This window comes from Pseudotabrizicola sp. (assembly GCF_030656345.1).
In the GTDB taxonomy this organism is placed as follows: Bacteria; Pseudomonadota; Alphaproteobacteria; order Rhodobacterales; family Rhodobacteraceae; genus Pseudotabrizicola.
In genome coordinates this window covers 13,848-36,656 of record NZ_JAUSNR010000007.1, presented here as the reverse complement: position 1 = coordinate 36,656, position 22,809 = coordinate 13,848, and the positions used below count along the sequence as shown (strand labels likewise).

The following is a 22,809-nucleotide window of genomic DNA, read 5'->3' as shown; positions in this document are numbered from 1 at the left end:
AGGGACGTCAAATAAACGCAACACGCCCTAACCGCGATACAGCGCCAGCAGGCGGTCGACATGCGGCCCCATCGTCTCTGGCACCATGGCACTTTGCCAATAGTCCTCCGGCCCCACCGCGCCGGACAGGATCGCCCCGATCCGGTCGGCAAAACCGGACACATCGCCCGCGCGGAACACGAAATCCGGGCTGTTTCCCAGCTCCTGCGCGCCGCCCAGATCGCTGCACAGCAAGGGGATGCGCCGTGCATGCAGCTCGATCGCCACCTGTGGCAGGTTGTCCTCCCACATCACCGGCAGCAGGCCAAGGCCGACATCGGCCAGCAGCCGGTCCAGATCGGCGTGCCCATAGCCGTCCTGATGCTGGAACCCCGCCAGCCGGGGGGCCAGAGCCGCCAGCCGCGCCATCACATCCGCCTCACCCCGCCGGGCGCCCACCAGCAGATGCAGCCGTGCCAGCACGGCATCGGGCAGCGCCTCCAGCGCGTCGAGCAGGAAGTAGAACCCCTTGTCGCGCCGCATATAGCCGAAATAGGCCAGCTTTACCGTGCCATCGGCCCGCAGGATCGGCCCGCGCGGCGGGGCGTTGGCAAATCCCTGCGCCTCCACCGTGCCGATATAGCTGGTCACGGCCTTGTCAGCGCTGATGCCCTGACGCAGCGCAATCTGGCGCACCCGGTCTGACACGCACAGCACCAGATCGCACTGCGCGTTGATCTGGCCTACCATCGCCGCCCGGCGCTGTACAAACCCCGCACCCGCCGTCTCAGCCCCCGCCGCAACGGCCCGCCGTTGCCACAGGCCCTGCAGCCGCCCCAGCCGCCGGCCCAGCCCAAAGATCACCCGGAAAGTCTGGCGAAACGCCCGGCTGTCAGGCGAGACCCCCGCCGATTTCAGCCGGTAGGCCAGCCCGTGCCCGGCGCGGATCTGCCCCGCATTCCAGCGGTGCGGCAGGCAGGTGGCACAGCGGGTGCCCTCTTCATCATCGGTGCAGTTACGCGCCTCGTCCTGCCAGAAATTCACTTGCGGGCAGAACGGGTAATAGTTGTGCAGGCTCAGCACCAGCCTTGTGGCCGGAAACCGCTCTTTCAGGCGCAGCAGATCGACCGGCACGCCTTCCAGATTGTTGAAATGCACCACATCATAGGGGCCGGTCCGCGCCAGAAAGTCGAAAAACACCGCCTCGGTCGCCGGATGGCTGATCTGTGCGGCCTGCCCGAACGACGCATGCCCCGGGGCCAGCGTGCCGGAGTTGACCAGATCAAACCGCCGGTCCCGTGCCTCCTGCGGGCCATGGCGCATCCGTTCCCATCGCGGGCGCGGGCGCAGCGGATCGTAGGATGTGCCGCAGGCGATGAAACTGGCCTCTACCCCCGGCACCGCCGCCAGCGCCCGCATCAGATTGCGCTGATACAGCGACACCCCGCCGCCCCGGCCTTCCGGGTCCAGATAATCGACCCAATTCACATACAGGATTTTCATTCAGACCAGTTCATCTTCCAGCCAGTGCGCGCGGCCAAGATATCGCATGTAATACTCGATCGGGTCGGGTTCGGCAAAGCGGTCCAGCACCCGGTTGGCCCCTTGCTTGACCAGCGGCGATTTCATCGCAGGGTCAGGCTCCAGCCCCAGAAACCCGCAGATCCGCGCGTTGAACTCCGGCCTGAACAACTCGCAATACTCCACTGTGATCTGGGGGTTTTTCAAGGTCTCCAGCCAGGCCGCAAACAGAAAGTCCATCGTCGCATATTCATGCCACTGATGGCTGATCTCCTCGGGGCTGGCAACGATCTTCCGGGTCATCTCCTTTGAGCGCTGGGTCTGCGCCCAGTTTTGGGTCTGCAGCGCCTTCAGATAGGAGGCGACCTGCGCCAGCCGGTTTTCGCGGTGAACATAGATGATCCGGGTCTGCTCCAGATCGGGCAGCTGGCTCAGCACCCGGATGTTGTGCCCCAGCATCAGCTTGAACCCGATCCGCTGCCACGGCCCTTCTTCATGCCGCTCAAAGAACTGCTTCATGAAAAATCGCGGCCCCCAGTCGCGTTTGTATCGCAGCCTGGGGTCATAATCCGGCTCGGCGGTCTCAATCACACTGTAGGGGTTGAACAGCTCGCCCGAGCAGGTCACAGCGCTATGCGCGTTCAGCAGGGTCATCAGATAGGTGGTGCCACTGCGCGGCAGGCCCACGATGATGAACCGCCGGTTCGCGTCCTGATCTGCGTCTGCCATCCTGCCCTGCCCTGTCGTCCGCGTCTGCCGCACGTGGTTTCGCCCAAATTTCACCATCACACCGCACAGGGCAAGGGCCTGCGCAACACGAAACCGCAGGTTGTGCCAAAGCGCCACGCCGTTTAAACACAAAGCAGGTGCAAAGCGGGGGCGGTACATGGCCAGTCTGATTGTCGGGGCCGGGTTTTCCGGCGCAGTGATCGCGCGCGAACTGGCCGGGGCGGGGCTGGCCAGCACCGTGATCGACAGCCGCGACCACATCGCCGGCAACTGCCATACCGAGCGGTGCCCTGACACCGGCGTCATGGTCCACCGCTACGGCCCGCATATCTTTCACACCGACGATGCCGAGGTGTGGGACTATGTCAGCAGCCGGGCAACCTTCATGCCCTACCGCAATCAGGTGAAATCCACCACGCGCGGCGCGGTCTATTCGATGCCGATCAACCTGCACACCATCAACCAGTTCTTCGGCCAGACCCTGCGCCCGGCGCAGGCGCGCGACTTCATCGCCAGCCGCGCGACGCCGCCCACCGACACCCCCGCCGCCAATTTCGAAGAACAGGCGCTGCAGATGGTGGGGCCGGAGATCTACGAGGCCTTCTTCAAAGGCTATACCGAAAAGCAATGGGGCCTGTCGCCCCGCGCGCTGCCAGCGTCGATCCTGAAGCGGCTGCCAATGCGGTTCAACTACGATGACAACTATTTCAGCCACCGCTTTCAGGGCATTCCGCAACAGGGCTACACCGATCTGGTCGCCCGCCTGCTGGATCACCCGCTGATCTCCACCCGGCTGAACACGCCCTACAATGCCCGCATGGCCGCCAGTGCCGACCACATTTTCTGGTCCGGCGCGCTGGATGGCTATTTCGGCTTCCGCCTCGGGCGGCTGGGCTACCGCACGCTGGATTTTGAGCGGTTCACCGACACCGGCGACCATCAGGGCTGTGCGGTGATGAACTACCCCGACCCGGATGTGCCCTTTACCCGGATCACCGAACACAAGCATTTCGCGCCGTGGGAAAGCCATGAAGGCACCGTGTGCTACCGCGAATACGCCCGCGCCGCCGGGCCGGATGACATTCCCTATTACCCGATCCGCCTCAGCGCCGAACAAAGCCTGCTGGCCGAGTATGAGGCCCTTGCCCGCGCCGAGCCCAACGTCACCTTTGTCGGTCGGCTTGGCACCTATCGCTATCTCGACATGGATGTCACCATCCGCGAAGCCCTGAACACCGCCCGCGCCTTTCTGGCCAGCCGCCGCTGACGCCTCAGCAGTGAAGATATGGAGCGCGCGATGCGCGCAGGCTTTTTATCTCGTCGCGCGCGTGCCGCGCGTCTCCTCGGGGATGCGCGCCGCGCGGGAGTATTTGTAAAAGCTGCAATCGCAAGGACTGCGCTCTTTGCTTTGCAGCTTTTACAAATACTCCGGGGGGAGCCGAAGGCGGGGGGCTGGCCCCCCTCTGCGACGGGGCCTAAAGCACCTCGGGCACCACGCCGCGACGGCGCTGCCGCGCTTCGGTGAAGGTGATATAGCTGACCGAGCCCACGATCACCGCCCCTCCCAGCAGCACAAAGAGGTCGACCGCCTCGCCAAAGGCGACCCAGCCCAGCAGGGCGGCCCAGATCAGTTGCAGGAACACCACCGGCTGCGACACGGCTATCGGGGCGGCGGCGAAGGCGCGGCTCATGCAATAGTGCCCGCCCGTCGCGCAAGCCGCCACCACCGCCAGCCAGGCGATCTGTGACGGGCTGACCGGCACCCAGACCCACCAGGCCAGCGGGGCCAGCGCCACCGTCACCACCAGCGACAGCATGGCCACAATCTGCCCGGCGCTGGCCACGGCTGACAACCGCTTGGCAAAGAGATAAGACCCGGCGAAAAACACCGCTGCAAAGATCTGGGCGATGTGGCCGTCTGTCACCTCCCGCAGGCCGGGGCGCAGCACGATCAGCGCGCCCACAAGCGCGACCGCAATCGCCAGCACGCGCGGCACCGACAGCCGCTCGCCAAAGAACACCACCGTGCCAAGCGTCAGCAGTACCGGGTTCAGATAGCCGATCGCCGTCACCTCGGCCACCGGGATGCGGGCCATCGCGTAGAACCAGCACACCACCGCCGCCACATGCACCACGCCCCGCCCCAGATGCAGCCGCAGATACAGGCCCGGCAGGCCACGGCGCAGCACCCCGATCAGCGCCGGCAGCAGGAACACCACCCCCCAGGCAAAGCGGACAAAGGCCGATTGCACGGCAGGCAGATCGGTGCCCAGATACCGCACGATGCCGGTCACGCCCACGAAACACAGGCCAGAGGCCAGCATCCACAGGACGGCATGCAGCGGGTTGGTTTGGTCGGCGCGGGTGGTGGTCATGGCCGCACCCTGTGGCGCGCCGCCGCCAAGGACAAGCGGGTTATTGTAACCGTAACATCTGCGCCGCCGCCCCACGCATCGCCCCTGTCAGCGGCCGGATCGCCGCTGCCGTCAGCCGCGCGAACTGCCAGTGCAGCGCCACATCGAAGGGTGCCCCCGGCACCAGCTCCACCAGCCGCCCCGCCGCCAGATGGCCCGCCACCAGCGGTTCGGGGTTCAGCCCCCAGCCAAGGCCGTGCAGGCAGGCGTCGACAAAGCCTTGCGTCGATGCGATCCGGTGGCTGGGAAACCCCGACCGCAGCCCCAGCCCGCGTGCCGCCACCCATTGCGCCTGCAACCTGTCCTTGTCGGAAAACGTCAGCGCCGGGGCGCGGGCAAGGGTCTGCGCCGTCACCCCCCCGGCAAACCATTGCGCCATATACCCGGGGCTGGCGGTGGCGATATAGCGCAGCGCGCCCAGTGGCAGCGTGTCACAGCCCTGCAACGGCCCGGCGTGGCTGGTCACCGCCGCCACCACCTCACCGCGCCGGAGCCAGTCCTGGCTGAAATCCTGATCATCGATCACCAGATCGAACAACACATCGGGCACCTGTGCCAGCGCGGGCATCACCCAGGTGGCCAGACTGTCCGCATTCACAGCGATGCGCAGGGTGACAGCGCCGGTCTGCACCCCCGGCAGCTCGCCCGCCACCAGCCCTTCCAGCAGCACCACCTCGTCAAAATGGCGGATCAGCCGCAGACCGGCGGCGGTCGCCGCACTGGGGCTGCCGCGCCGTATCAGCAGCACGCCGGCCCGGTCTTCCAGCGCGCGGATGCGCTGCGACACCGCCGATTGCGTGACGCCCAGATCGGCAGCGGCAAGGTCAAATGAGCCGCGCCGGTGAACCGCCGCCAAAGCCCCGAGTTGCAAGGGATCGAAGATCAGCACAGCTTATCCTGCATCAGAAACATGAACTGGATTGATCGGCATGGCGGGCGCTATGTCAAGCCAACGTCTCTCACCGCATCCACAAGGCCCGCCCGCATGACCCCCGCCGTTCCCGGATTTTTCACCGCCCTGTCGCTGATTGCCGCCATCGGGGCGCAGAACGCCTTTGTGCTGCGGCAGGGATTGCGGCGCGAACATGTGCTGCCGGTGGTGCTGGCCTGCGCGCTGTCGGATGCGGTGCTGATTGCCGCCGGGGTGGCGGGGTTCGGCACACTGGCCGCGCTTGCGCCATGGATCACCACGGCGATGCTGTATGCTGGGGCGGTGTTCCTGATTGTCTATGGGGCTTTGCGCTTTCGCGCCGCCCTGCGCGGCGGAGAGGCTTTGCGTCCCGCGCCGGGCAATGGTTCCAGCCTTGGGCGCACTATCGCCATGGTGCTGGTGCTGACATGGGCCAACCCGCATGTCTATCTGGATACGGTGGTGCTGCTGGGGGCGATTTCGGCGCAATACGCGCCCGCGCAATGGGTCTTTGGGGCCGGTGCCATTGCTGGCAGCTTTGTGTTCTTTGCCAGCCTTGGCTTTGGCGCGCGCCTGCTGGCCCCGCTGTTTGCCAACCCCAAAGCCTGGGTCTGGCTGGAGCTGATCGTGGGCACCACCATGTGGATCATCGCCGCCGCGCTGATCGCCGGGGCCTGACACAGGCCCCCGAAATGCAAAACGGGGGCAGCCTGCGCCACCCCCGCTTCAGAATGTCTGACCGATGGATCAGACCTGATAAATCAGGCCAGAGCCAGGTTGGTCGCCGATTCGCGACCATTGCGGTCACGCTCCAGATCGAAAGTCACAGCCTGACCATCGTTCAGTGCACGGATACCAGCGCGTTCCAGCGCGGTGATGTGCACGAACACGTCTTTCTGGCCGCCTTCTGGCGCGATAAAGCCGAAGCCTTTGGTTGCGTTAAACCATTTCACGGTGCCATTAGCCATCGTGAGATCTCCTGTAGTATTGCCATCCACAACATGTGATGGCCCGGCCCAGAGTCGTCCAGATCGTGTGACTGTGGGCCGAAGCAGACAGAAGACAGACAGAGAAGAAACTTTGCCTGACTAAGGTGCGTCATCTCCCCTCAGATTGCAAGGGGCGGCTCAAAAGAAAGCCGAAACCCGCTTCACCGACAGGCGCGGATGGTCAGCTGTATCGCCAGATCCCGGCGATGAAATCCGCCCCGAACCGCTGTTTGCAGGCCGTATAGGTGTCGTCATAGAACGCGCGCACCGATTGCAGCGCGCCCGGCTCCAGATCCCTCTCGCGCGGGGACCAGTTGACGCGGCGGTCAAAGTTCGGATGCGCGCGGTCAATTCCCAGAAAGGCGCAGGCGCGGCCCAGTTCATCCAGCGTCAGGAAGGTTTCATAAAAACCGTAGAAGATTTCTTCCGGCGCAAAGGCCGCCTCCAGCGCCGTCATCGTACGGTCATAGCGGGTGTACATCTGGCACCAGTCGCTTTTCGCCCCGGCCTCAAACCGCTCATGCGCCGGGCGGGTGACGGTGCTGCCAGCTTCCGTCGCATTGCGGTCGGCCATGCGCAGCATGGAAAAGCAGCGCTCGATCGGGTCACGCATCAGGAAGATCACGCGCGGGACATAGCCTTCGGCCACCATGCGTCGGCGGATGTCGGCGAAGTTTTCTGCCGTCAGGCCGGAGTATTCCGGCGTGATGTCGCCCAGCAGGCGGGCCTGCGGACGCGCGGCCCGCAGCTTCTGAAACGCGGCCCAATAGCGGTCGATGTCATGGTTCATCGCCAGATTGTCCAGCAGCGACAGCAGCTCGGCGGGGTCGGCGGCGGCCTCGCCCTTGTGGAACGCCCGCGATGATGCCGCCAGATGCTCGCGCAGCCGGTCGATCTTCACCACCTCTGACAGGCGAAAACGCTCCGGCTGGTAATAGGACTGGAACACCGACTGTTCCTTGATCGGCCCCATCGCACAGTCGGGGTGATCGCGCAGGTAACGGTACAGCCAGGTGGTCGCCGCCTTCTGCGCGCCGACCCCGAGCAGAAACACCGGCCCCGGGGGATCGACCGGCTTTTTGAAAAACGAAAACCGCATTACCCAGCCTTTACTCACACTGCACCTGCCCCAGCCGGGGCTCTTGCGGCCTTGCGGCCATCATCGCCAGCGACTAGTGCCCGCAGGGGTGCCGCTTACAACTGCGCCGCCACATCCTCGGGGATGTCGAAATTGTGCGTCACCGTCTGCACGTCATCATCTTCTTCCAGCAGATCGATCAGCCGCATCAGCTTTTGCGCGGTGTCCAGATCCACCTCGGTCAGGGTCTGCGGTTTCCAGATCAGTTTCGATTCCGTCGACTCGCCAAGCGCCTTTTCCAAAGCGTCCGACACTTCGTTCAGCGCTTCAACCGAGCAATAGATCCAGTGGCCATCCTCATCCGAGTCAACATCATCGGCCCCGGCCTCCAGCGCCGCCATCATCACCGTATCGGCATCGCCCACGCTGGCCGGATAGGAAATCTCGCCCACCCGGTCAAAGCTGTGCGCGACCGATCCGGTGGTGCCCAGATTGCCGCCGGCCTTGCTGAAGTACGACCGCACATTGCTGGCGGTGCGATTCACGTTGTCGGTCATCGTCTCGACGATGATGGCAATGCCGTTGACGCCGTAGCCTTCATAGCGGATTTCTGTGTAATCCGCCCCGTCGCCCATCTGGGATTTCTTGATCGCGCGGTCGATCACATCCTTGGGCATCGACACCGATTTCGCGGCTTTCACCGCCAGCCGCAGGCGCGGGTTCATCTCGGGGTCGGGCAAGCCCATCTTGGCGGCGACGGTGATTTCCTTCGCCAGCTTGGAAAACATCTTGGACCGCAGCTTGTCCTGCTTGCCCTTGCGATGCTGGATGTTTGCCCATTTTGAATGGCCAGCCATGACCCGTACTCCTACCCGTCTTTTGCGTGTTGGGTTCCCTTACACCAGCCCGCCTGCCCGCTGCAAGGCTCAGGCCAGCGCGTCCCGCACCTGTGCAAAGGCAAGCGCCATCAACGCCTCTGCCGCTGCGAAGGTCTCGGCCTCGGCATAGACCCGGAACTCCGGCGCATTGCCGGACGGGCGCAGATGCACGATGGCCCCGCCCTGCAGCGTGGCGCGCAGCCCATCGGTGCGGTCAACCGACGCAACCGCGCCCAAGGGTGCCAGAAACGCCGCCAGCCCGCCCGCCCCCAGCCTCGCCAGCAAGGCAGCCGACGCATCCGCCGCAATCCCTTCCAGCCGGTCGGTCACGGTAAAGCGGCCCGGTTCCATCGCCACCCGCGCGGCGAGCGACCCGGCGCGCTTGGCCTCAATCAACGCGGCCACAATCGGCAGCAAACTGTCGCGCGTCATCAGGCGCGGCAACGGCCCCTCAGGGCCCTGCGCTTCAAACCCCAGCAAAAACCCGCCATTCGGCTCATAGCCCACCACACGGCCCCCGGCGCTTTCCATCGCGGCGATCACAAAGGGCGACCCGATGCGCGTGCGCAGCACCCGCGCAATCCGCCCCGACAGATCGACGCCGGTGTTGGCCGACACCGTCGTCACCACCGTGTCCGCCCCCACCAGCGCCGCGGTGATCTGGCCCAGCACATCGCCCGGCACAATCCGCCCGGTGGCATCGGCCACCAAAGGCCGGTCGCCATCGCCATCGGTCGAGACAATCGCGTCCAGCCCCGCGGCCCAATCTACAAACCGCGCCCGCACCTCTGCCGGCACCGCTTCGGTATCCACCGGCACGAACACGTCTGACTGCCCCAGCACCGCCACCCTTGCGCCCAAAGCCTCCAGACAGGCGACCAGCCCCTCACGGCTGACCGCCGAATGCGCCCAGACCCCGACCTTCATGCCATCCAGACAGCGGCCAAACGCGCCGCGATAGCGCGCCGCCCATTCGCCGCTAAGGTCAAACGTGCTGCGCCGCACCGCCGTCAGATCCGCCGCCTTTCGGCCCAGACCAGCCAGAATCGCCGCCTCATCCGCCTTGGTGATCTCGCCGCCCGGCACATAGAATTTCAGCCCGTTGCGATCTGCCGGAATGTGGCTGCCCGTCACCATCACCGCCGCCGCCCTTGCCGCCATCGACGCCATCGCCAGCGCGGGTGTGGGCACCGCCCCGCAATCTGTCACCGCCACGCCTTCGCCGCGCGCCGCCGCAATCACCACTTCGGCCAGCCGGGGGGAACTGTCGCGCAGGTCGCGCCCCACCCACAAGCCGCTGCCCACCGGGCACATCGCCAGAAAGCTGCGGGTGTAACCGGCCACCAGATCATCTGTCAGCTCTGTCACCAGCCCGCGCAACCCGCTTGTGCCAAACTTCGGGGCCATGGCGTCAGTCCCCCATCTCCACCGGCGGGGGGGATGAAAACACCCGGCGTGTCCCGGCGGGACCCTCGATGACCACCTCGGCCAGAGGGGCCACAGCCCCATCGGCGCCCAGCGCCGTGGTCAGCTCGGTCCAGATCTGGCGCAGGATGTTGGGGTTGTCGATCACCCGCACCGCATAGCCATAGCCCGGCCCGCAGGTATCCATCCGGCCCACCGGGGCCTGCACCCAGTTGGCACGGCATATCGTGCCATCCGACAGGGTCAGCGTCAGCACCTGCGCCGACAGCCGCGCCGCTTGCGGCACCGGCGTGCCCGGCACCCCGGACACACAGCCTGCAAGGGCCAGACACAGCAGAAACTTACGCATAGGGTTTCCCTTCAGAACGGAAAGAACAACGGAATCAGGGCAGAGATTGCGACCATCATCACCAGATTAAGCGGCACACCGATCCGCAGAAAATCACTGAACCGATAGCCGCCAGGACCGTAAACCAGCGTGTTGGTCTGATACCCGATCGGCGTCGCGAATGAGGCCGAGGCCCCGAACATCACTGCCACCACAAAGGGCCGCGGATCAACCCCGATCTGCGCCGCAAGGCCAATCACAATCGGCGTCAGGATCACCGCCACCGCATTGTTCGACACAATTTCGGTCAGGACAGAGGTCAGCGCATAGACCACAAAGATCAGCACAAACGGCGGCAACCCCTGCATGAACGGGGCCACCAGATCGACAATCAGCTGCACTGCGCCCGAATGTTCCAGCCCGGCCCCCACCGCCAGCATGGCAAAGATCAAGGCCATCAACCGGCCATCGACAAAGCCGAACGCCTCATCGGCATCAATGCAGCGGGTCACCAGCACCACGCCCACCCCGATCATCGCCAGCATCAGAATCGGGGCCACGTTCAGCGCCGACAAGCCAACCACCGCCGCCAGCACCAGCACCACAATCGGGGCCTTGGTGCGCCGGTAGGCCCGGTCCGACGGTTCCGAGATGTTGACCACATCCATATCCACCGCCAGCCGCTGAATATCGGCGGGCGCGCCTTCCAGCAGCAGGGTATCGCCGACCTGCACCACCAGATCATCCAGCTGCCGCCCGATGTTCTGGTTCTTGCGGTGCACCGCCAAGGGGTAGACCCCGTAGCGCCGCCGCAACCGCAGGCTGCCCAAGGACCGCCCCACCATCGCACAACCCGGCGTGATCAGCACTTCGACCGTCGAGGTCTGGACCGAGGACAGCTTGTCCACCATCCGCAGCTCTTTGCTTTCCTGCAGCGCCAGCACCTCTGACATCGGGGTACGCAGCACCACGCGGTCGCCGCCCGCCAGCTCCACCTCGGCCAGCTGGCGGCGCAAGGATGCATCGCCGCGCAGCACATCGACCACCCGCATGTTGTCGCGCTTGAACAGGCCGACCTCATCCACCTTTTGGCCGATGATCGGGCTGTCTTCGGGCACCGCCACTTCGGTGAAGAACTTCATCCGGCTGCGGTCGGTCAGCATCATCGCCATGCTGTCGCGGTCCGGCAGCAACCGCTTGGTGAACAGCGCGAGGTAAGTCAGCCCTACCAATGATGCCGCAATGCCCAAGGGTGTGATCTCGAAAATCCCGAACGGCTCCAGCCCCCGCTCGCGCGCGACACCATCGACCACGATGTTGGTCGAGGTGCCGATCAGCGTGATCGTCCCACCCATGATCGCCAGATACGACAGCGGAATCATCAGCTTGGACGGCGACAGCGACAGCTGCCGCGCGATCTGCATGAACACCGGGATCATCACCACCACAATCGGCGTGTTGTTCATGAACGCCGACATCGCAATCACGCCCAGCGCAATCACCACCAGCGACGACTTCGGATGCGTCTTCACATAGCGCAGCGCATATTGGGTGGCCGTGTCCAGCGCCCCGGTCCGCACCAGCCCGCCCGCAATGATGAACATCGCCGCAATCGTCCAGGGTGCCGCATTTGAAAGTGCATTCACCGCAGCCGCCTGCGGCAGAATGCCCAGCACCAGCATCAGACAGGCCGCGCCGATGGCGGTGACCTCTACCGGATAGGTTTCGCGCATGAACAGCGCGAACATGCCCACCAGTATTGCCAGTGCAACAGCGGCCTGTACCGCCTGATCCAGCTCGATCCCTAACATGATGGCTCCGGCATCAATCCCCCTGTGCGGCATGTGCCGCAGCCCTTGGCCGTACCAATGCCACGCCCGACAGCATCACCACAAGCGCCACCCATGCCAAAGGCGGCAACCGTTCCCCCAGCAGCAGCATCGCCCAGACAACCCCCGCCCCGGTGACCAGATACGAGCATTGTGCCGTAAAAACCGCCCCCGCACGCGCGGCCAGCCAGACATAGCCCGCATAGCACAGCGCATGAACGACGCTGGACCCGATCAGCCCCCACTCCGCCACGCCCCACGCCCCGCGCGGGTCAATCCATTGCCCGGTCGCCAGGGTGACCGGCAGGCACAGGATCATCCCGACCAGAGACGCCATGAACATCGCCTGCACCGCATCCATACCGCCGGTGCCGGTGCGGGCGACGTAATTCGCCTCCATCGCGTAGAACAGCGGGCCGACCAGCGCCAGCGGCAGGAACACCAGCAGATGCCCCGGCAGCCCCGCCCCCGGGGCCGCAATCATCGCCACCCCGATCAGCCCCAGCCCCAGCCCGGCAATCCGCCGCAGCGAAAACCGGTCCATCCCCAGCGCCAGCGCGATGGGAAACGAGATCATCGGCACCGCCGAGATCAATATCGACATGATGCCGGACGGCAGATGCTGAACGCTGGTGTAAAATGTCGCATTGGGCACCAGCGTGCCCAGCACCGCCACCACCAGCGCAAAGATCAGCGCCTGCCGGCTGAACACCACGCCCTTACCACGCGCCAGCGACAGCGCCCCCAGCACAAGCGTACAGATCACCAACTGCCAGAAGATCAGGCCAAACGGCTGATGGCCGGTGCTGGTCGCCAATTTCCCCAACGGCTGCGTCAGCCCCCAGCCAAGGCCCAACGCCATCAGCACAAGGGCAAACAGCCGGTGGTCGCTCAAGGACGCGCCTCTTCCAGCCGCCCGCCAACCCGGATCATCCGCACGCGCAAAGCCATGCCGGTGCGGTCATCAGTTTCCACGAACACGCCCGACAGCGTGGCCGGCCCGCCCGCAGGTTCAAACCGTGCCTTCGGCATGCCGGTGATGAACCGGCGCAACGGCTCCAGCTTCTCCATCCCGATGACGGAATTATAGTCACCGCACATCCCGGCATCGGTTTGGTAGCCGGTGCCCCCGGCCAAGATCTGCGCGTCCCCGGTCGGCACATGCGTATGCGTGCCGACCACAAGGCTTGCCTGTCCGTCGCACCAATGCCCCATCGCCATCTTCTCGGATGTGGCTTCGGCATGCACATCCACAATCGCCGCCTGCACCAAGCCGCCCATCGGATGCGATTTCAGCACCTGCTCAATCGCCGAAAACGGGTCGTCAAACGGGCGCTTCATGAACACCTGCCCCAGCACCTGCGCCACCAGAACCTTGCGGCCTTGGGTCGCGGTGAACACGCGCCAGCCCTTGCCCGGTGCCACCTTGCTGAAATTGATCGGGCGGATGATCCGCGGCTCCTGCTCGATAAACGACAGCATGTCCTTCTGGTCGAAGGAGTGGTCGCCCAGCGTCAGGCAATCTGCCCCGGCGCCAAGCAAGATCTTCGCATGCTCCGGCGTCAGCCCCGCGCCCGAAGACGCGTTTTCGCCGTTCACCACGACGAAATCGAGGTTCCATTCCAGCCGCAGCCCCGGCAACCGCTCGGCAATCGCCGCGCGCCCGGTCCGGCCCATCACATCGCCCAGGAAAAGCATTCGCATGCCTCACGGGTTAAGCCCCGCAGCACGGCCCTTCAAGCAAAATCGCAGCGTCCCCCGCGCCCGGTTGACGCGGGGCGCCACCCGGCTACCTTGCGGGCATGAACACCCTCCCCCCCGCGCTGTCAGACTGGTTCACCGCAAAGGGCTGGACCCTGCACCCGCATCAGTGGGACATGTTGGCGCGAGCGCCCGATCCCGCCACCCTGCTGATCGCCCCCACGGGGGGCGGCAAAACACTCGCAGGCTTCCTGCCCACCCTTGCCGAGCTGACCGAGGCACCATCAAAGGGCCTGCACACCCTCTATATCTCCCCTCTCAAAGCCCTCGCCGCCGACATCCGCCGCAACCTGCGTACCCCGATCGAGGGCGCAAACCTGCCGATCCGCGTCGAGGACCGCACCGGCGACACCACATATACGCAGCGCCGCCGCCAGCGCGCCGACCCGCCGCATATCCTGCTGACCACGCCGGAATCCCTCGCCCTGCTGCTGTCTTATGAGGACGCGCCGCGCATCTTCGCCGGTCTGCAACGGGTGATTCTGGATGAACTGCACGCGCTCGCCGAATCGAAACGCGGCGACCAGATGACGCTGCTTCTGGCGCGGCTGCAAACCCTGTCGCCAACCTTGCGTCGCGTCGGCCTGTCCGCCACGGTGGAAGACCCGCCCGCACTGGCGCGCTTCCTTGCCCCAAATACCGGCATCCTGCTCGCCGACCCCGGCCCGGCCCCTGATATTCAGATGCTGGAAACCGACACCCCGCCGCCATGGGCAGGCGGCGGCGGGCGCTATGCCATGGCCGCCATTCTGGAACAGGTGGCGCAGCACCGCACCACGCTGATCTTCCACAACACCCGCGCGCAGGCCGAACTGTTCTTCCGCGACCTCTGGCTCGCCAATACCGAAGACCTGCCCATCGGCATCCACCACGGCAGCCTGTCGCGCGAACAGCGCGAGCGGGTGGAGGCGGCGATGGTTGCAGGCCAATTGCGCGCCATCGTCTGCACCGGATCGCTCGACCTTGGCATCGACTGGGGGGATGTCGATCTGGTGATTCAGGTCGGCGCGCCGAAAAACGTCAAGCGCCTTGTCCAGCGCATCGGCCGCGCCAACCACCGCTACAACGCCCCGTCAAAGGCGCTGCTGCTGCCCGCCAACCGCTTTGAGGTGGTGGAATGCAAGGCCGCGCTCGATGCCGTGCGCGACGGCACTCTGGATGGCGAACCCCGCGGCCCCGGCCCGCGCGATGTGCTGTGCCAGCACATCCTGCTCACCGCCTGTTCCGGTGCCTTCGACGCCGACCAGCTTTACGCCGAGACCCTCACCGCAGGCCCCTACGCCGCGCTGACCCGCCCCGCCTTTGACGCCACGCTCGATTTCGTCGCCACCGGCGGCTACGCTCTGCGCGCCTATGACCGCTGGCAGCGGCTGAAACAGACCGGCGAGAAATGGCACCTGCGCGACCCACGCGCCGCAGCGGTGATCCGCCAGAACCTTGGCACCATCATCGATACCGAAACCCTGAAGGTCCGCCTGAAAAACCGCTCCGGCGGCACGCCGCTGGGCGAGGTGGAAGAGGCCTTCGCCGCCACCCTCACCCCCGGCGACACCTTCCTCATCGGCGGGCAGGTGGTACGCTATGAAACCTTACGCGAAATGACTGTCGAGGTGACGAACCAACCCGGCCGCGACCCCAAGGTCGCCGTGTTCAACGGCACAAAATTCGCCACCTCCACCCTGCTGACCCAGCGGATTCTGGACATCTTCGGCCAATCCGGCTGGCCCGACCTGCCCGCCCACACCGCCCAGTGGCTCAGCCTCCAACGCGAGGTCTCGCGCCTGCCCGACGCGGGCAGCCTGCTGTGTGAAAGCTTCCCGCATGACGGGCGCGAGCATCTGGTGATCTACGGCTTTGCCGGTCGCAATGCGCAGCAGACCCTTGGCCTCTTGCTGACCAAGACGATGGAAGAGGCGGGGCTTGCCCCTTTGGGCTTTGTCGCCACCGATTACGCCACACTGATCTGGGGCATCGATGCCGTCACCGACGCCGCCCCCCTGTTCGACCTGCACGCCCTGCAAGAGGGGCTGGAGACCTGGCTGGCGGGCAATGCCGTGATGAAACGCACCTTCCGCGCCAGCGCCATCATCGCCGGGTTGATCGAGCGCAGCCATCAGGGTCGCCGCAAATCGGGGCGGCAGGCGACGTTTTCGTCCGATATCCTCTATGACACCTTGCGCAAATACGACCCCGACCACCTGCTGTTGCAGATCACCCGCGAAGAGGCGATGCGCGGCCTCATCGACTTTTCCCGCATCGAAGACCTGCTGACCCGCGTTGCAGGCCGGATCGAGACCCGCCGCCTGCCCCGCCTGTCGCCGCTGTCGGCACCCCTGTTCCTCGAACCCGGCCGCATCCCGGTGCAAGGCGCGGGCCGCGAACGCCTGGCCGAAGACGCGGCGCGGCGGCTGATGGAAGCCGCAGGGCTGGCTTAAAGGCTTTGCACCTTTCTGAAATACTCCCGCCGGAGGCGTCCGACGGTGCCTCCGGCGGGAGTATTTCAGAAAGGTGCAAATCACAGAGGGATTGCCAATCCTGCCCGCTTTGGGCAAGCCGGGGCGCATGAGCCTTTCCCTGACCCTTGCCGGTGAACCCCTGATCGCCCGCCCCTCGGGCGCGCTGTTCTGGCCCGACCGGCAGCTTCTGTGCGTGTCGGACCTGCACCTTGGCAAATCCGGGCGCATGGCGCGGCGGGCGGGCACGCTGTTGCCACCCTATGAGACGCGCGAGACGCTGTTGCGGCTGGAGGCGGAGATCGAGGCGACGGGGGCGTCAACGGTGATCTGTCTGGGCGACAGCTTCGATGACAGTGCCGCACTGGACGGGCTGGATGAGGCCGACCGGCTGTGGCTCACCCGCCTGATCGCCGGGCGCGACTGGATCTGGATTGCGGGCAACCATGACGCCGGCCCGCTGGAGATTGCCGGCAGCCACAGGGCCGAGGTGCATCTGGGTGGCCTGGTATTCCGCCACATCGCCGAACCCGGCGCGGTGGGTGAGGTGTCTGGCCACTACCACCCCAAGGCGCGGCTGGCGGGCAAGGTCTGGCGCTGTTATCTCGCCGACCGCACCCGGCTGATCCTGCCCGCCTTTGGCACCTATACCGGCGGGCTGTGGACCCATGACGTCGCGCTGACCCGGCTGATGCAGCCGGGGGCGCTGGCCATCCTGTGCGGCGGCACAGTGGCCCGCGCCATGCCGATGCCGCGCCGGGCCTAGGCGGTCAGCCCCTCCGGCTCTGCCACGCCATGCGCGCGGCAGCAGGCGGTCAGGGTGTTGGCCAGCAGGCAGGCGATGGTCATCGGCCCCACCCCGCCCGGCACCGGGGTGATTGCACCTGCCACCACCGAGGCTGACGCGAAATCGACATCGCCGACCAGCCGGGACCTACCATCCCGCTCCACCCGGTTGATGCCGACGTCGATCACCGTGGCCCCCGGCTTGATCATATCGCCGGTGATCATCTCTGCCCGCCCGACTGCGGCCACCAGAATATCCGCCCCCCGGCACACCGCCGCCAGTTCGCGGGTGCGGGAATGCGCAATCGTGACCGTGCAGCTGTCGCCCAGCAAGAGCTGCGCCATCGGCTTGCCCACAATGTTGGACCGGCCCACCACCACCGCCGTCATCCCCGCCAGCGTCCCGTGATGCGCGCGCAGCATCATCAGACAGCCCAGCGGGGTGCAGGGGACCATCGCCTTTTGCCCGGTGCCCAGCAGCCCGACGTTCGAGATGTGGAATCCGTCCACATCCTTGGCCGGGTCAATGGTGTTGATCACCAGTTCAGCATTCATATGCGCGGGCAGCGGCAGCTGCACCAGAATGCCATGCACCGCCGGGTCCGCGTTCAGCACGCGCACCAGCGCCAGCAGATCGGCCTCGGACGTGTCTGCCGCCAGCTTGTGCTCAAAGCTGGCCATCCCGGCCTCCACCGTCTGCACGCCCTTGTTGCGCACATAGACTTCAGACGCGGGATCAGCCCCCACCAGCACCACGGCCAGCCCCGGCTTTACGCCGTGTTCCTCGCGCAGCCGCGCCACATGGGCGGCCACGCGGGCGCGCACATCTGCCGCAAACGCCTTGCCGTCGATCACGTGCCCCGTCATCTCAGTCTTCCTTTCGCATCGAATCCGGGCCAAGGCGGTTTTCCTCACGCGCGATGGACCAGTCAATCAGCCGCCGCCACAGCTTTTCCACAAGCTCGGGCGGCAGACCATAGGTCATCGCGTGGCGGCGCACGTTGGCCACCACCTCTTCGACCCGTGACCCGATCCGCGCGGGCAGATCCACCTCGGCCTTGATCTCGGCGGCGCGGTCGATATAGCCCGCGCGTTCCGCCAGCAGCCGGACGAGATCGTCATCCAGCCGGTCAATCTCGGCCCTTATATGGACCATGGTTTCACATTCGGCAGGTGTGCGCATCGCAAGGTGTCCCGTTCAGATCAGCCAGATGGCTCCGACATAAAGCGCGGGCCCCCAAAGGGCAACGCGGGGTTTTGCCTCAAGGCGCGCTCAGAACAGCCCTTCGACATCGCCATCCGCGTTCAGCCGGATCACCTCGGCCGATGGCACGCGCGGCAGGCCGGGCATCGTCATGATCTCGCCGCAGATTGCCACCACAAAACCCGCCCCCGCCGACAACCGCACCTCGCGCAGCGGAATGCTGTGCCCGACCGGCGCACCGCGCACCGTGGGGTCGGTGGTAAAGCTGTACTGGGTCTTGGCGATGCACACCGGCAAATGCCCATGGCCCGCATCTTCCCAGACCTTCAGCTGATCGCGCACCCCGGCATCAGCCACCACCCCTTCGGCATGATAGATCCGCCGCGCCACGGTTTCGATCTTGTCAAACAGCCCCATCGCATCGGGATAGAGCGGCGCGAAATCGGCCACACCACTTTCGGCGAGTTCCACCACCTTGCGCGCCAGATCCTCAATCCCGGCAGAGCCTTGTGCCCAGTGCTTGCACAAGATCGCCTCGGCCCCCAGCCCGGCCACATAGTCCTTCACCGCCTGCACCTCGGCGGGCGTATCGGTGGTGAAGTGGTTGATCGCCACCACCACCGGCACGCCAAAGCCTTGCACATTGCCGATGTGGCGGCCAAGGTTGGGGCAGCCCGCCCGCACTGCCCCGACGTTCTCGGTGCCAAGGTCCGCCTTGGCCACGCCGCCGTTCATCTTCATCGCCCGCACCGTGGCCACAATCACCGCCGCCGCAGGCTTCAGCCCCGCCTTGCGGCACTTGATATCAAAGAACTTCTCGGCCCCAAGGTCAGCGCCGAACCCGGCCTCGGTCACCACATACTCGCCCAGCTTCAACGCCGTGGTGGTGGCAATCACCGAATTGCAGCCGTGGGCGATATTGGCGAACGGCCCGCCATGCACAAAGGCCGGGTTGTTCTCCAGCGTCTGCACAAGGTTCGGCTGCATCGCATCCTTCAGCAAAACGGTCATCGCGCCATCGGCCTTGATATCCCGGCACGTCACCGGCACCTTCGCCCGCGTATAGGCCACCACGATATCGCCCAGCCGCTGTTCAAGATCAGCCAGATCGCGGGCAAGGCACAGGATGGCCATCACCTCGGACGCGACCGTGATGTCAAACCCGGTCTGGCGCGGAAAGCCGTTCGACACGCCGCCAAGGCTGGTGACCACATCGCGCAGCGCCCGGTCGTTCATGTCCATCACCCGGCGCCAGACAATCCGGCGCGCGTCGATGTCCAGCGCATTGCCCCAGTAGATATGGTTGTCGATCATCGCCGCCAGCAGATTATGGGCCGATGTGATCGCGTGGAAATCGCCGGTGAAATGCAGGTTCATTTCTTCCATCGGCACCACCTGCGCCATCCCGCCGCCCGCCGCCCCGCCCTTCATGCCGAAGTTCGGGCCAAGGCTGGCCTCACGGATGCACACCACTGCGCGCTTGCCAATCCGGTTCAGCCCGTCACCCAGACCCACCGTGGTGGTGGTCTTGCCCTCCCCCGCCGGGGTGGGGTTGATCGCGGTGACCAGAATCAGCTTGCCATCGGGGCGGCCCTGCAGGCCCGCGATAAAGCCTTGGCCCACCTTGGCCTTGTCATGGCCATAGGGCAGCAAATCCGCCTCCGGTATCCCCAGCCGCGCGCCAATCGCCTGAATCGGCAGTTTCTTCACCGCGCGGGCGATTTCGATGTCGGAACCCAAGGCCATGTCTCTCTCCCAACGGCAAGGATGCGCCTTTTGGCGGCGCTTGCCCCCAGTGTTAGCCGCCTGTCCGCCCGTTACACAGGCATTTCCGACCTGTCACCCGCAAAAATCGGCGCAAACGTGCCGCGCGCCTAGTCGCGCCGGGCCTGTTTCAAATGCGCCCAGACCGGCTGATCGGGGATATGCAGGGTCACAGCCTCCCCCAGACTGAACACCCCCTCGCGCTCGACCCAGGCCGTCACGCCGCGCCGGCCCTTGGCCGCCGCCTTGAACCTGGCCCCGAACCCGGGATGCACCGCGTTGATCGGCTTGCCGGGCAGCACGCAGGGGCGGTTTTCCATATCCACCACCAACGTCGCCCCATTCTCGCCCTGCAACCGGGACGATGGCGGCAGATGGGTGAAATCCGGCAGCCCCTCTATCACCATCGTCGCCCCCACCAGCGCGGGGTCCAGCGTGTCCAGCCCCATGCGCTGCGCAATCTCGGCCAGATCTTCGGCTCCCAGCAGGGAAAACTGCCGGGTGTTGCGGATGACCGTGTCACGCGGGTACTGCGCCTTGACCCGGCTGCAGGCGGGCCGCGTCAGCCCGCCATGCGCCTCACCCGCCGGGCCATCGAAACTGGCCTGCAGCTGCTGCACCGGCTCCGCCTCAAGCTGCCGGTCGCGGTCAGGCACCACGCCCAACCATGTGATCCGGCCCACAAATCCGGTCGGTTTCAAAGCTGGCATCGCGGACCCTCACGCATGTTAGACAAAGAAAAACCCCCGGACCCTTCGCAGGCTCCGGGGGTCAGATCAGAGTAACGATCTCAGGCCGTCGGCTCCGGCTCCAACCCGCCCGGGGCTTTCGGCTTCAGCTTCGGGATCGACGGGATAGAGGCCAGCCCGCCCCCCGAGGCCGGTTTGTCGGCATCATCATCGCCGCCCAGCTTTTCGCCCTGAACGACCTTCTTGATCTCGTCGCCGGTCAGCGTTTCATATTCCAGCAGGCCCTGCGCCAGACGCTCGAACTCCGTGTTCTTTTCCAGCAGAATACGGCGCGCGGTGTCATAGCCTTCGTCAATCAGGCGTTTCACTTCCTGCTCGATCAGCCGCTTGGTCTCGGCCGAAACCGAGAAGCCGCCGGTATTGCCGGAATAGCCCTCTGCCGCTTCGGCATAGTCGATGTTGCCGACCACATCCGACATGCCCCAGCGCAGCACCATCGCACGCGCCAGCGCGCTGGCTTGCTGAATGTCGCCCGACGGCCCGTTCGACACCGAATCCTCACCCCATTTGATGATCTCGGCGGCCTTGCCGGCCATGGTCATCGCGATGCGCTGTTCGCACTGGTCGCGGTGCCAGTTCAGACGGTCCATTTCCGGCAGGCTCATCACCATGCCAAGCGCACCGCCACGCGGGATGATCGTCGCCTTGTAGACCGGGTCACACTTCGGCAGCGCCATGCCCACAACGGCGTGGCCAGCCTCATGGTACGCGGTCATTTCCTTCTGGTCCTGCGTCAGCACCATCGACCGGCGCTCGGCCCCCATCATCACCTTGTCTTTCGCGTTCTCGAAATCGTCCATCGCGACAAAGCGACGGCCCACGCGCGCGGCCATCAGCGCGGCCTCGTTCACAAGGTTCATCAGATCGGCCCCCGAAAATCCGGGCGTGCCGCGCGCAATCGTGCGCAGGTCAACATCCGGGCCCAAAGGCACCTTGCGGGCATGGACGCCAAGGATCTTTTCCCGGCCCTTGATATCTGGGTTCGGCACGTGGATCTGGCGGTCAAACCGGCCCGGGCGCAGCAGTGCGGGGTCCAGAACATCCTTACGGTTGGTGGCGGCGACGATGATCACACCCTCATTCGCCTCAAACCCGTCCATCTCGACCAGCAGCTGGTTCAGCGTCTGTTCGCGTTCGTCATTGCCGCCGCCGATGCCCACGCCCCGGGCACGGCCCACGGCGTCAATCTCGTCGATGAACACGATGCAGGGCGCGTTCTTTTTCGCCTGCTCGAACATGTCGCGCACACGGGATGCACCGACGCCTACGAACATCTCCACAAAGTCAGAGCCCGAGATGGTGAAGAACGGCACCCCCGCCTCACCGGCAATGGCACGGGCCAGCAGGGTTTTACCCGTACCGGGCGGGCCAACCAGCAGCGCCCCTTTGGGGATCTTGCCGCCAAGGCGGCTGAACTTCTGCGGGTTGCGCAGAAATTCCACGATTTCCTCAAGCTCTTCCTTGGCTTCATCAATCCCGGCCACGTCGTCGAACGTCACCCGGCCATGCTTTTCGGTCAGCAGTTTGGCGCGCGATTTGCCAAAGCCCATCGCCCCGCCTTTGCCGCCGCCCTGCATCCGGTTCATGAAGAAGATCCAGACGCCGATCAGCAGCAGGAACGGCAGGAAGGTCATCAGGATCGAGACAAAGCCCGATTGCTGCTGCGCCTCGGCCCGCACCTCCACACCGGCGGCGACCAGCCGGTCGGTCACATCGGTGCCCTGCGGCACGATGGCACCATAGGTATTGCCGTCACTGCCGCGCACCTGCAGCCGTTCACCATCAATCACCACACTGGAAACCTGACCCGCATCCACACGCTGCACAAATTCCGAATAGGAAATCTGGCGCGAGGAAGTGGTGGTCTGGTTGCCGCCAAACAGATTGAACAGCGCAAGGATCAGAAAAAACAATACGACCCAGAATGCGATATTTCGTGCATTGCCCACGAGGCATCTCCCCACATGTCCGCCGCCCGGAACGGGGCGGCGGTCTTGCCCTCTAAGATAGAC

General features: G+C 65.3%; 21 protein-coding genes. 4 read left to right on the top strand and 17 right to left on the bottom strand.

Annotated features, from left to right (window positions below):
- Positions 1–27: 27 nt before the first annotated feature.
- Both Q7J44_RS03290 and Q7J44_RS03285 read right to left on the bottom strand, forming a co-directional pair.
- On the bottom strand, positions 28–1,482 hold the full coding sequence (locus Q7J44_RS03290; protein WP_304876959.1) for a glycosyltransferase: 1,455 nt from the start codon (positions 1,480–1,482) through the stop codon (positions 28–30).
- A complete protein-coding gene (locus Q7J44_RS03285) occupies positions 1,483–2,229 on the bottom strand; it encodes a sulfotransferase (protein ID WP_304876957.1) in 747 nt (248 codons plus the stop codon). It lies immediately after the preceding gene.
- A gap of 157 nt (positions 2,230–2,386) precedes the next feature.
- Here Q7J44_RS03285 and glf point away from each other — a divergent pair, with 157 nt between their 5' ends.
- Positions 2,387–3,496: a UDP-galactopyranose mutase gene (gene glf / locus Q7J44_RS03280; RefSeq protein WP_304876955.1), complete on the top strand. Its 1,110-nt coding sequence runs from the start codon at positions 2,387–2,389 to the stop codon at positions 3,494–3,496.
- A 208-nt stretch (positions 3,497–3,704) separates the two neighbouring features.
- Here the strand turns inward: glf and Q7J44_RS03275 are convergent, their stop codons facing one another.
- Positions 3,705–4,604, bottom strand: coding sequence for a DMT family transporter (locus Q7J44_RS03275; protein WP_304876953.1), 900 nt, complete (start codon positions 4,602–4,604; stop codon positions 3,705–3,707).
- Between the two features lie 40 nt (positions 4,605–4,644).
- The gene (locus Q7J44_RS03270; RefSeq protein WP_370692945.1) at positions 4,645–5,532 is read right to left on the bottom strand and encodes a LysR family transcriptional regulator ArgP; all 888 of its coding nucleotides are present in this window, start codon (positions 5,530–5,532) and stop codon (positions 4,645–4,647) included.
- 96 nt (positions 5,533–5,628) lie between these two features.
- Here Q7J44_RS03270 and Q7J44_RS03265 point away from each other — a divergent pair, with 96 nt between their 5' ends.
- A complete protein-coding gene (locus Q7J44_RS03265; protein WP_304876951.1) occupies positions 5,629–6,231 on the top strand; it encodes a LysE/ArgO family amino acid transporter in 603 nt (200 codons plus the stop codon).
- An 83-nt stretch (positions 6,232–6,314) separates the two neighbouring features.
- Here the strand turns inward: Q7J44_RS03265 and Q7J44_RS03260 are convergent, their stop codons facing one another.
- The 8 genes from Q7J44_RS03260 to Q7J44_RS03225 all read right to left on the bottom strand — a co-directional run bounded on the left by Q7J44_RS03260 (position 6,315) and on the right by Q7J44_RS03225 (position 13,784).
- On the bottom strand, positions 6,315–6,521 hold the full coding sequence (locus tag Q7J44_RS03260) for a cold-shock protein (protein WP_101922075.1): 207 nt from the start codon (positions 6,519–6,521) through the stop codon (positions 6,315–6,317).
- A 202-nt stretch (positions 6,522–6,723) separates the two neighbouring features.
- Positions 6,724–7,641, bottom strand: a complete 918-nt coding sequence (locus Q7J44_RS03255; protein ID WP_304876949.1) for a sulfotransferase — start codon at positions 7,639–7,641, stop codon at positions 6,724–6,726.
- 95 nt (positions 7,642–7,736) lie between these two features.
- Complete coding sequence (locus Q7J44_RS03250) at positions 7,737–8,477, bottom strand: YebC/PmpR family DNA-binding transcriptional regulator (RefSeq protein ID WP_304876947.1); 741 nt, start codon at positions 8,475–8,477, stop codon at positions 7,737–7,739.
- A gap of 69 nt (positions 8,478–8,546) precedes the next feature.
- A complete protein-coding gene (locus tag Q7J44_RS03245; protein ID WP_304876945.1) occupies positions 8,547–9,905 on the bottom strand; it encodes a phosphomannomutase in 1,359 nt (452 codons plus the stop codon).
- Between the two features lie 4 nt (positions 9,906–9,909).
- Positions 9,910–10,272: a hypothetical protein gene (locus Q7J44_RS03240; protein WP_304876943.1), complete on the bottom strand. Its 363-nt coding sequence runs from the start codon at positions 10,270–10,272 to the stop codon at positions 9,910–9,912.
- Between the two features lie 11 nt (positions 10,273–10,283).
- On the bottom strand, positions 10,284–12,062 hold the full coding sequence (locus tag Q7J44_RS03235; protein ID WP_304876941.1) for an SLC13 family permease: 1,779 nt from the start codon (positions 12,060–12,062) through the stop codon (positions 10,284–10,286).
- A 13-nt stretch (positions 12,063–12,075) separates the two neighbouring features.
- Positions 12,076–12,975: a DMT family transporter gene (locus Q7J44_RS03230; RefSeq protein WP_304876939.1), complete on the bottom strand. Its 900-nt coding sequence runs from the start codon at positions 12,973–12,975 to the stop codon at positions 12,076–12,078.
- The gene (locus Q7J44_RS03225; protein ID WP_304876937.1) at positions 12,972–13,784 is read right to left on the bottom strand and encodes a TIGR00282 family metallophosphoesterase; all 813 of its coding nucleotides are present in this window, start codon (positions 13,782–13,784) and stop codon (positions 12,972–12,974) included. Before Q7J44_RS03225 ends, Q7J44_RS03230 begins: the two co-directional genes overlap by 4 nt.
- Before the next feature lie 98 nt (positions 13,785–13,882).
- Between Q7J44_RS03225 and Q7J44_RS03220 the strand changes: the two genes are divergently transcribed.
- Together Q7J44_RS03220 and pdeM are read left to right on the top strand one after the other, a co-directional pair.
- A complete protein-coding gene (locus tag Q7J44_RS03220) occupies positions 13,883–16,276 on the top strand; it encodes a ligase-associated DNA damage response DEXH box helicase (protein ID WP_304876936.1) in 2,394 nt (797 codons plus the stop codon).
- A gap of 127 nt (positions 16,277–16,403) precedes the next feature.
- Positions 16,404–17,060: a ligase-associated DNA damage response endonuclease PdeM gene (pdeM, locus tag Q7J44_RS03215; protein WP_304876934.1), complete on the top strand. Its 657-nt coding sequence runs from the start codon at positions 16,404–16,406 to the stop codon at positions 17,058–17,060.
- Here the strand turns inward: pdeM and folD are convergent.
- The 5 genes from folD to ftsH form a co-directional block, all read right to left on the bottom strand.
- Positions 17,057–17,947, bottom strand: coding sequence for a bifunctional methylenetetrahydrofolate dehydrogenase/methenyltetrahydrofolate cyclohydrolase FolD (gene folD, locus Q7J44_RS03210; protein WP_304876932.1), 891 nt, complete (start codon positions 17,945–17,947; stop codon positions 17,057–17,059). The two genes, pdeM and folD, sit on opposite strands and share 4 nt — an antisense overlap.
- A gap of 1 nt (position 17,948) precedes the next feature.
- Positions 17,949–18,263, bottom strand: coding sequence for a chorismate mutase (locus tag Q7J44_RS03205; protein WP_304876930.1), 315 nt, complete (start codon positions 18,261–18,263; stop codon positions 17,949–17,951).
- Positions 18,264–18,353: 90 nt separating this feature from the next.
- Positions 18,354–20,030, bottom strand: a complete 1,677-nt coding sequence (locus Q7J44_RS03200; protein ID WP_304876929.1) for a formate--tetrahydrofolate ligase — start codon at positions 20,028–20,030, stop codon at positions 18,354–18,356.
- A 128-nt stretch (positions 20,031–20,158) separates the two neighbouring features.
- Positions 20,159–20,758 carry a sulfurase gene (locus tag Q7J44_RS03195; protein ID WP_304876927.1) on the bottom strand — a complete coding sequence of 200 codons (600 nt, stop codon included), beginning with the start codon at positions 20,756–20,758 and terminating at the stop codon, positions 20,159–20,161.
- 80 nt (positions 20,759–20,838) lie between these two features.
- Positions 20,839–22,746 carry an ATP-dependent zinc metalloprotease FtsH gene (gene ftsH, locus Q7J44_RS03190; RefSeq protein WP_304876925.1) on the bottom strand — a complete coding sequence of 636 codons (1,908 nt, stop codon included), beginning with the start codon at positions 22,744–22,746 and terminating at the stop codon, positions 20,839–20,841.
- Between the last annotated feature and the right edge of the window lie 63 nt (positions 22,747–22,809).

Excerpts from the sequence above, each read along its gene's own strand:
- Q7J44_RS03235 (WP_304876941.1), bottom strand. The coding sequence starts at position 12,062 with ATGTTAGGGATCGAGCTGGATCAGGCGGTACAGGCCGCTGTTGCACTG.
- Q7J44_RS03255 (WP_304876949.1), bottom strand. The coding sequence starts at position 7,641 with ATGCGGTTTTCGTTTTTCAAAAAGCCGGTCGATCCCCCGGGGCCGGTG.
- pdeM (WP_304876934.1), top strand. The coding sequence starts at position 16,404 with ATGAGCCTTTCCCTGACCCTTGCCGGTGAACCCCTGATCGCCCGCCCC.
- Q7J44_RS03200 (WP_304876929.1), bottom strand. The coding sequence starts at position 20,030 with ATGGCCTTGGGTTCCGACATCGAAATCGCCCGCGCGGTGAAGAAACTG.
- Q7J44_RS03275 (WP_304876953.1), bottom strand. The coding sequence starts at position 4,604 with ATGACCACCACCCGCGCCGACCAAACCAACCCGCTGCATGCCGTCCTG.
- Q7J44_RS03285 (WP_304876957.1), bottom strand. The coding sequence starts at position 2,229 with ATGGCAGACGCAGATCAGGACGCGAACCGGCGGTTCATCATCGTGGGC.
- Q7J44_RS03245 (WP_304876945.1), bottom strand. The coding sequence starts at position 9,905 with ATGGCCCCGAAGTTTGGCACAAGCGGGTTGCGCGGGCTGGTGACAGAG.
- Q7J44_RS03250 (WP_304876947.1), bottom strand. The coding sequence starts at position 8,477 with ATGGCTGGCCATTCAAAATGGGCAAACATCCAGCATCGCAAGGGCAAG.
- glf (WP_304876955.1), top strand. The coding sequence starts at position 2,387 with ATGGCCAGTCTGATTGTCGGGGCCGGGTTTTCCGGCGCAGTGATCGCG.
- Q7J44_RS03290 (WP_304876959.1), bottom strand. The coding sequence starts at position 1,482 with ATGAAAATCCTGTATGTGAATTGGGTCGATTATCTGGACCCGGAAGGC.
- Q7J44_RS03205 (WP_304876930.1), bottom strand. The coding sequence starts at position 18,263 with ATGCGCACACCTGCCGAATGTGAAACCATGGTCCATATAAGGGCCGAG.
- Q7J44_RS03195 (WP_304876927.1), bottom strand. The coding sequence starts at position 20,758 with ATGCCAGCTTTGAAACCGACCGGATTTGTGGGCCGGATCACATGGTTG.
- Q7J44_RS03265 (WP_304876951.1), top strand. The coding sequence starts at position 5,629 with ATGACCCCCGCCGTTCCCGGATTTTTCACCGCCCTGTCGCTGATTGCC.
- Q7J44_RS03260 (WP_101922075.1), bottom strand. The coding sequence starts at position 6,521 with ATGGCTAATGGCACCGTGAAATGGTTTAACGCAACCAAAGGCTTCGGC.
- Q7J44_RS03240 (WP_304876943.1), bottom strand. The coding sequence starts at position 10,272 with ATGCGTAAGTTTCTGCTGTGTCTGGCCCTTGCAGGCTGTGTGTCCGGG.
- Q7J44_RS03225 (WP_304876937.1), bottom strand. The coding sequence starts at position 13,784 with ATGCGAATGCTTTTCCTGGGCGATGTGATGGGCCGGACCGGGCGCGCG.
- folD (WP_304876932.1), bottom strand. The coding sequence starts at position 17,947 with ATGACGGGGCACGTGATCGACGGCAAGGCGTTTGCGGCAGATGTGCGC.
- Q7J44_RS03220 (WP_304876936.1), top strand. The coding sequence starts at position 13,883 with ATGAACACCCTCCCCCCCGCGCTGTCAGACTGGTTCACCGCAAAGGGC.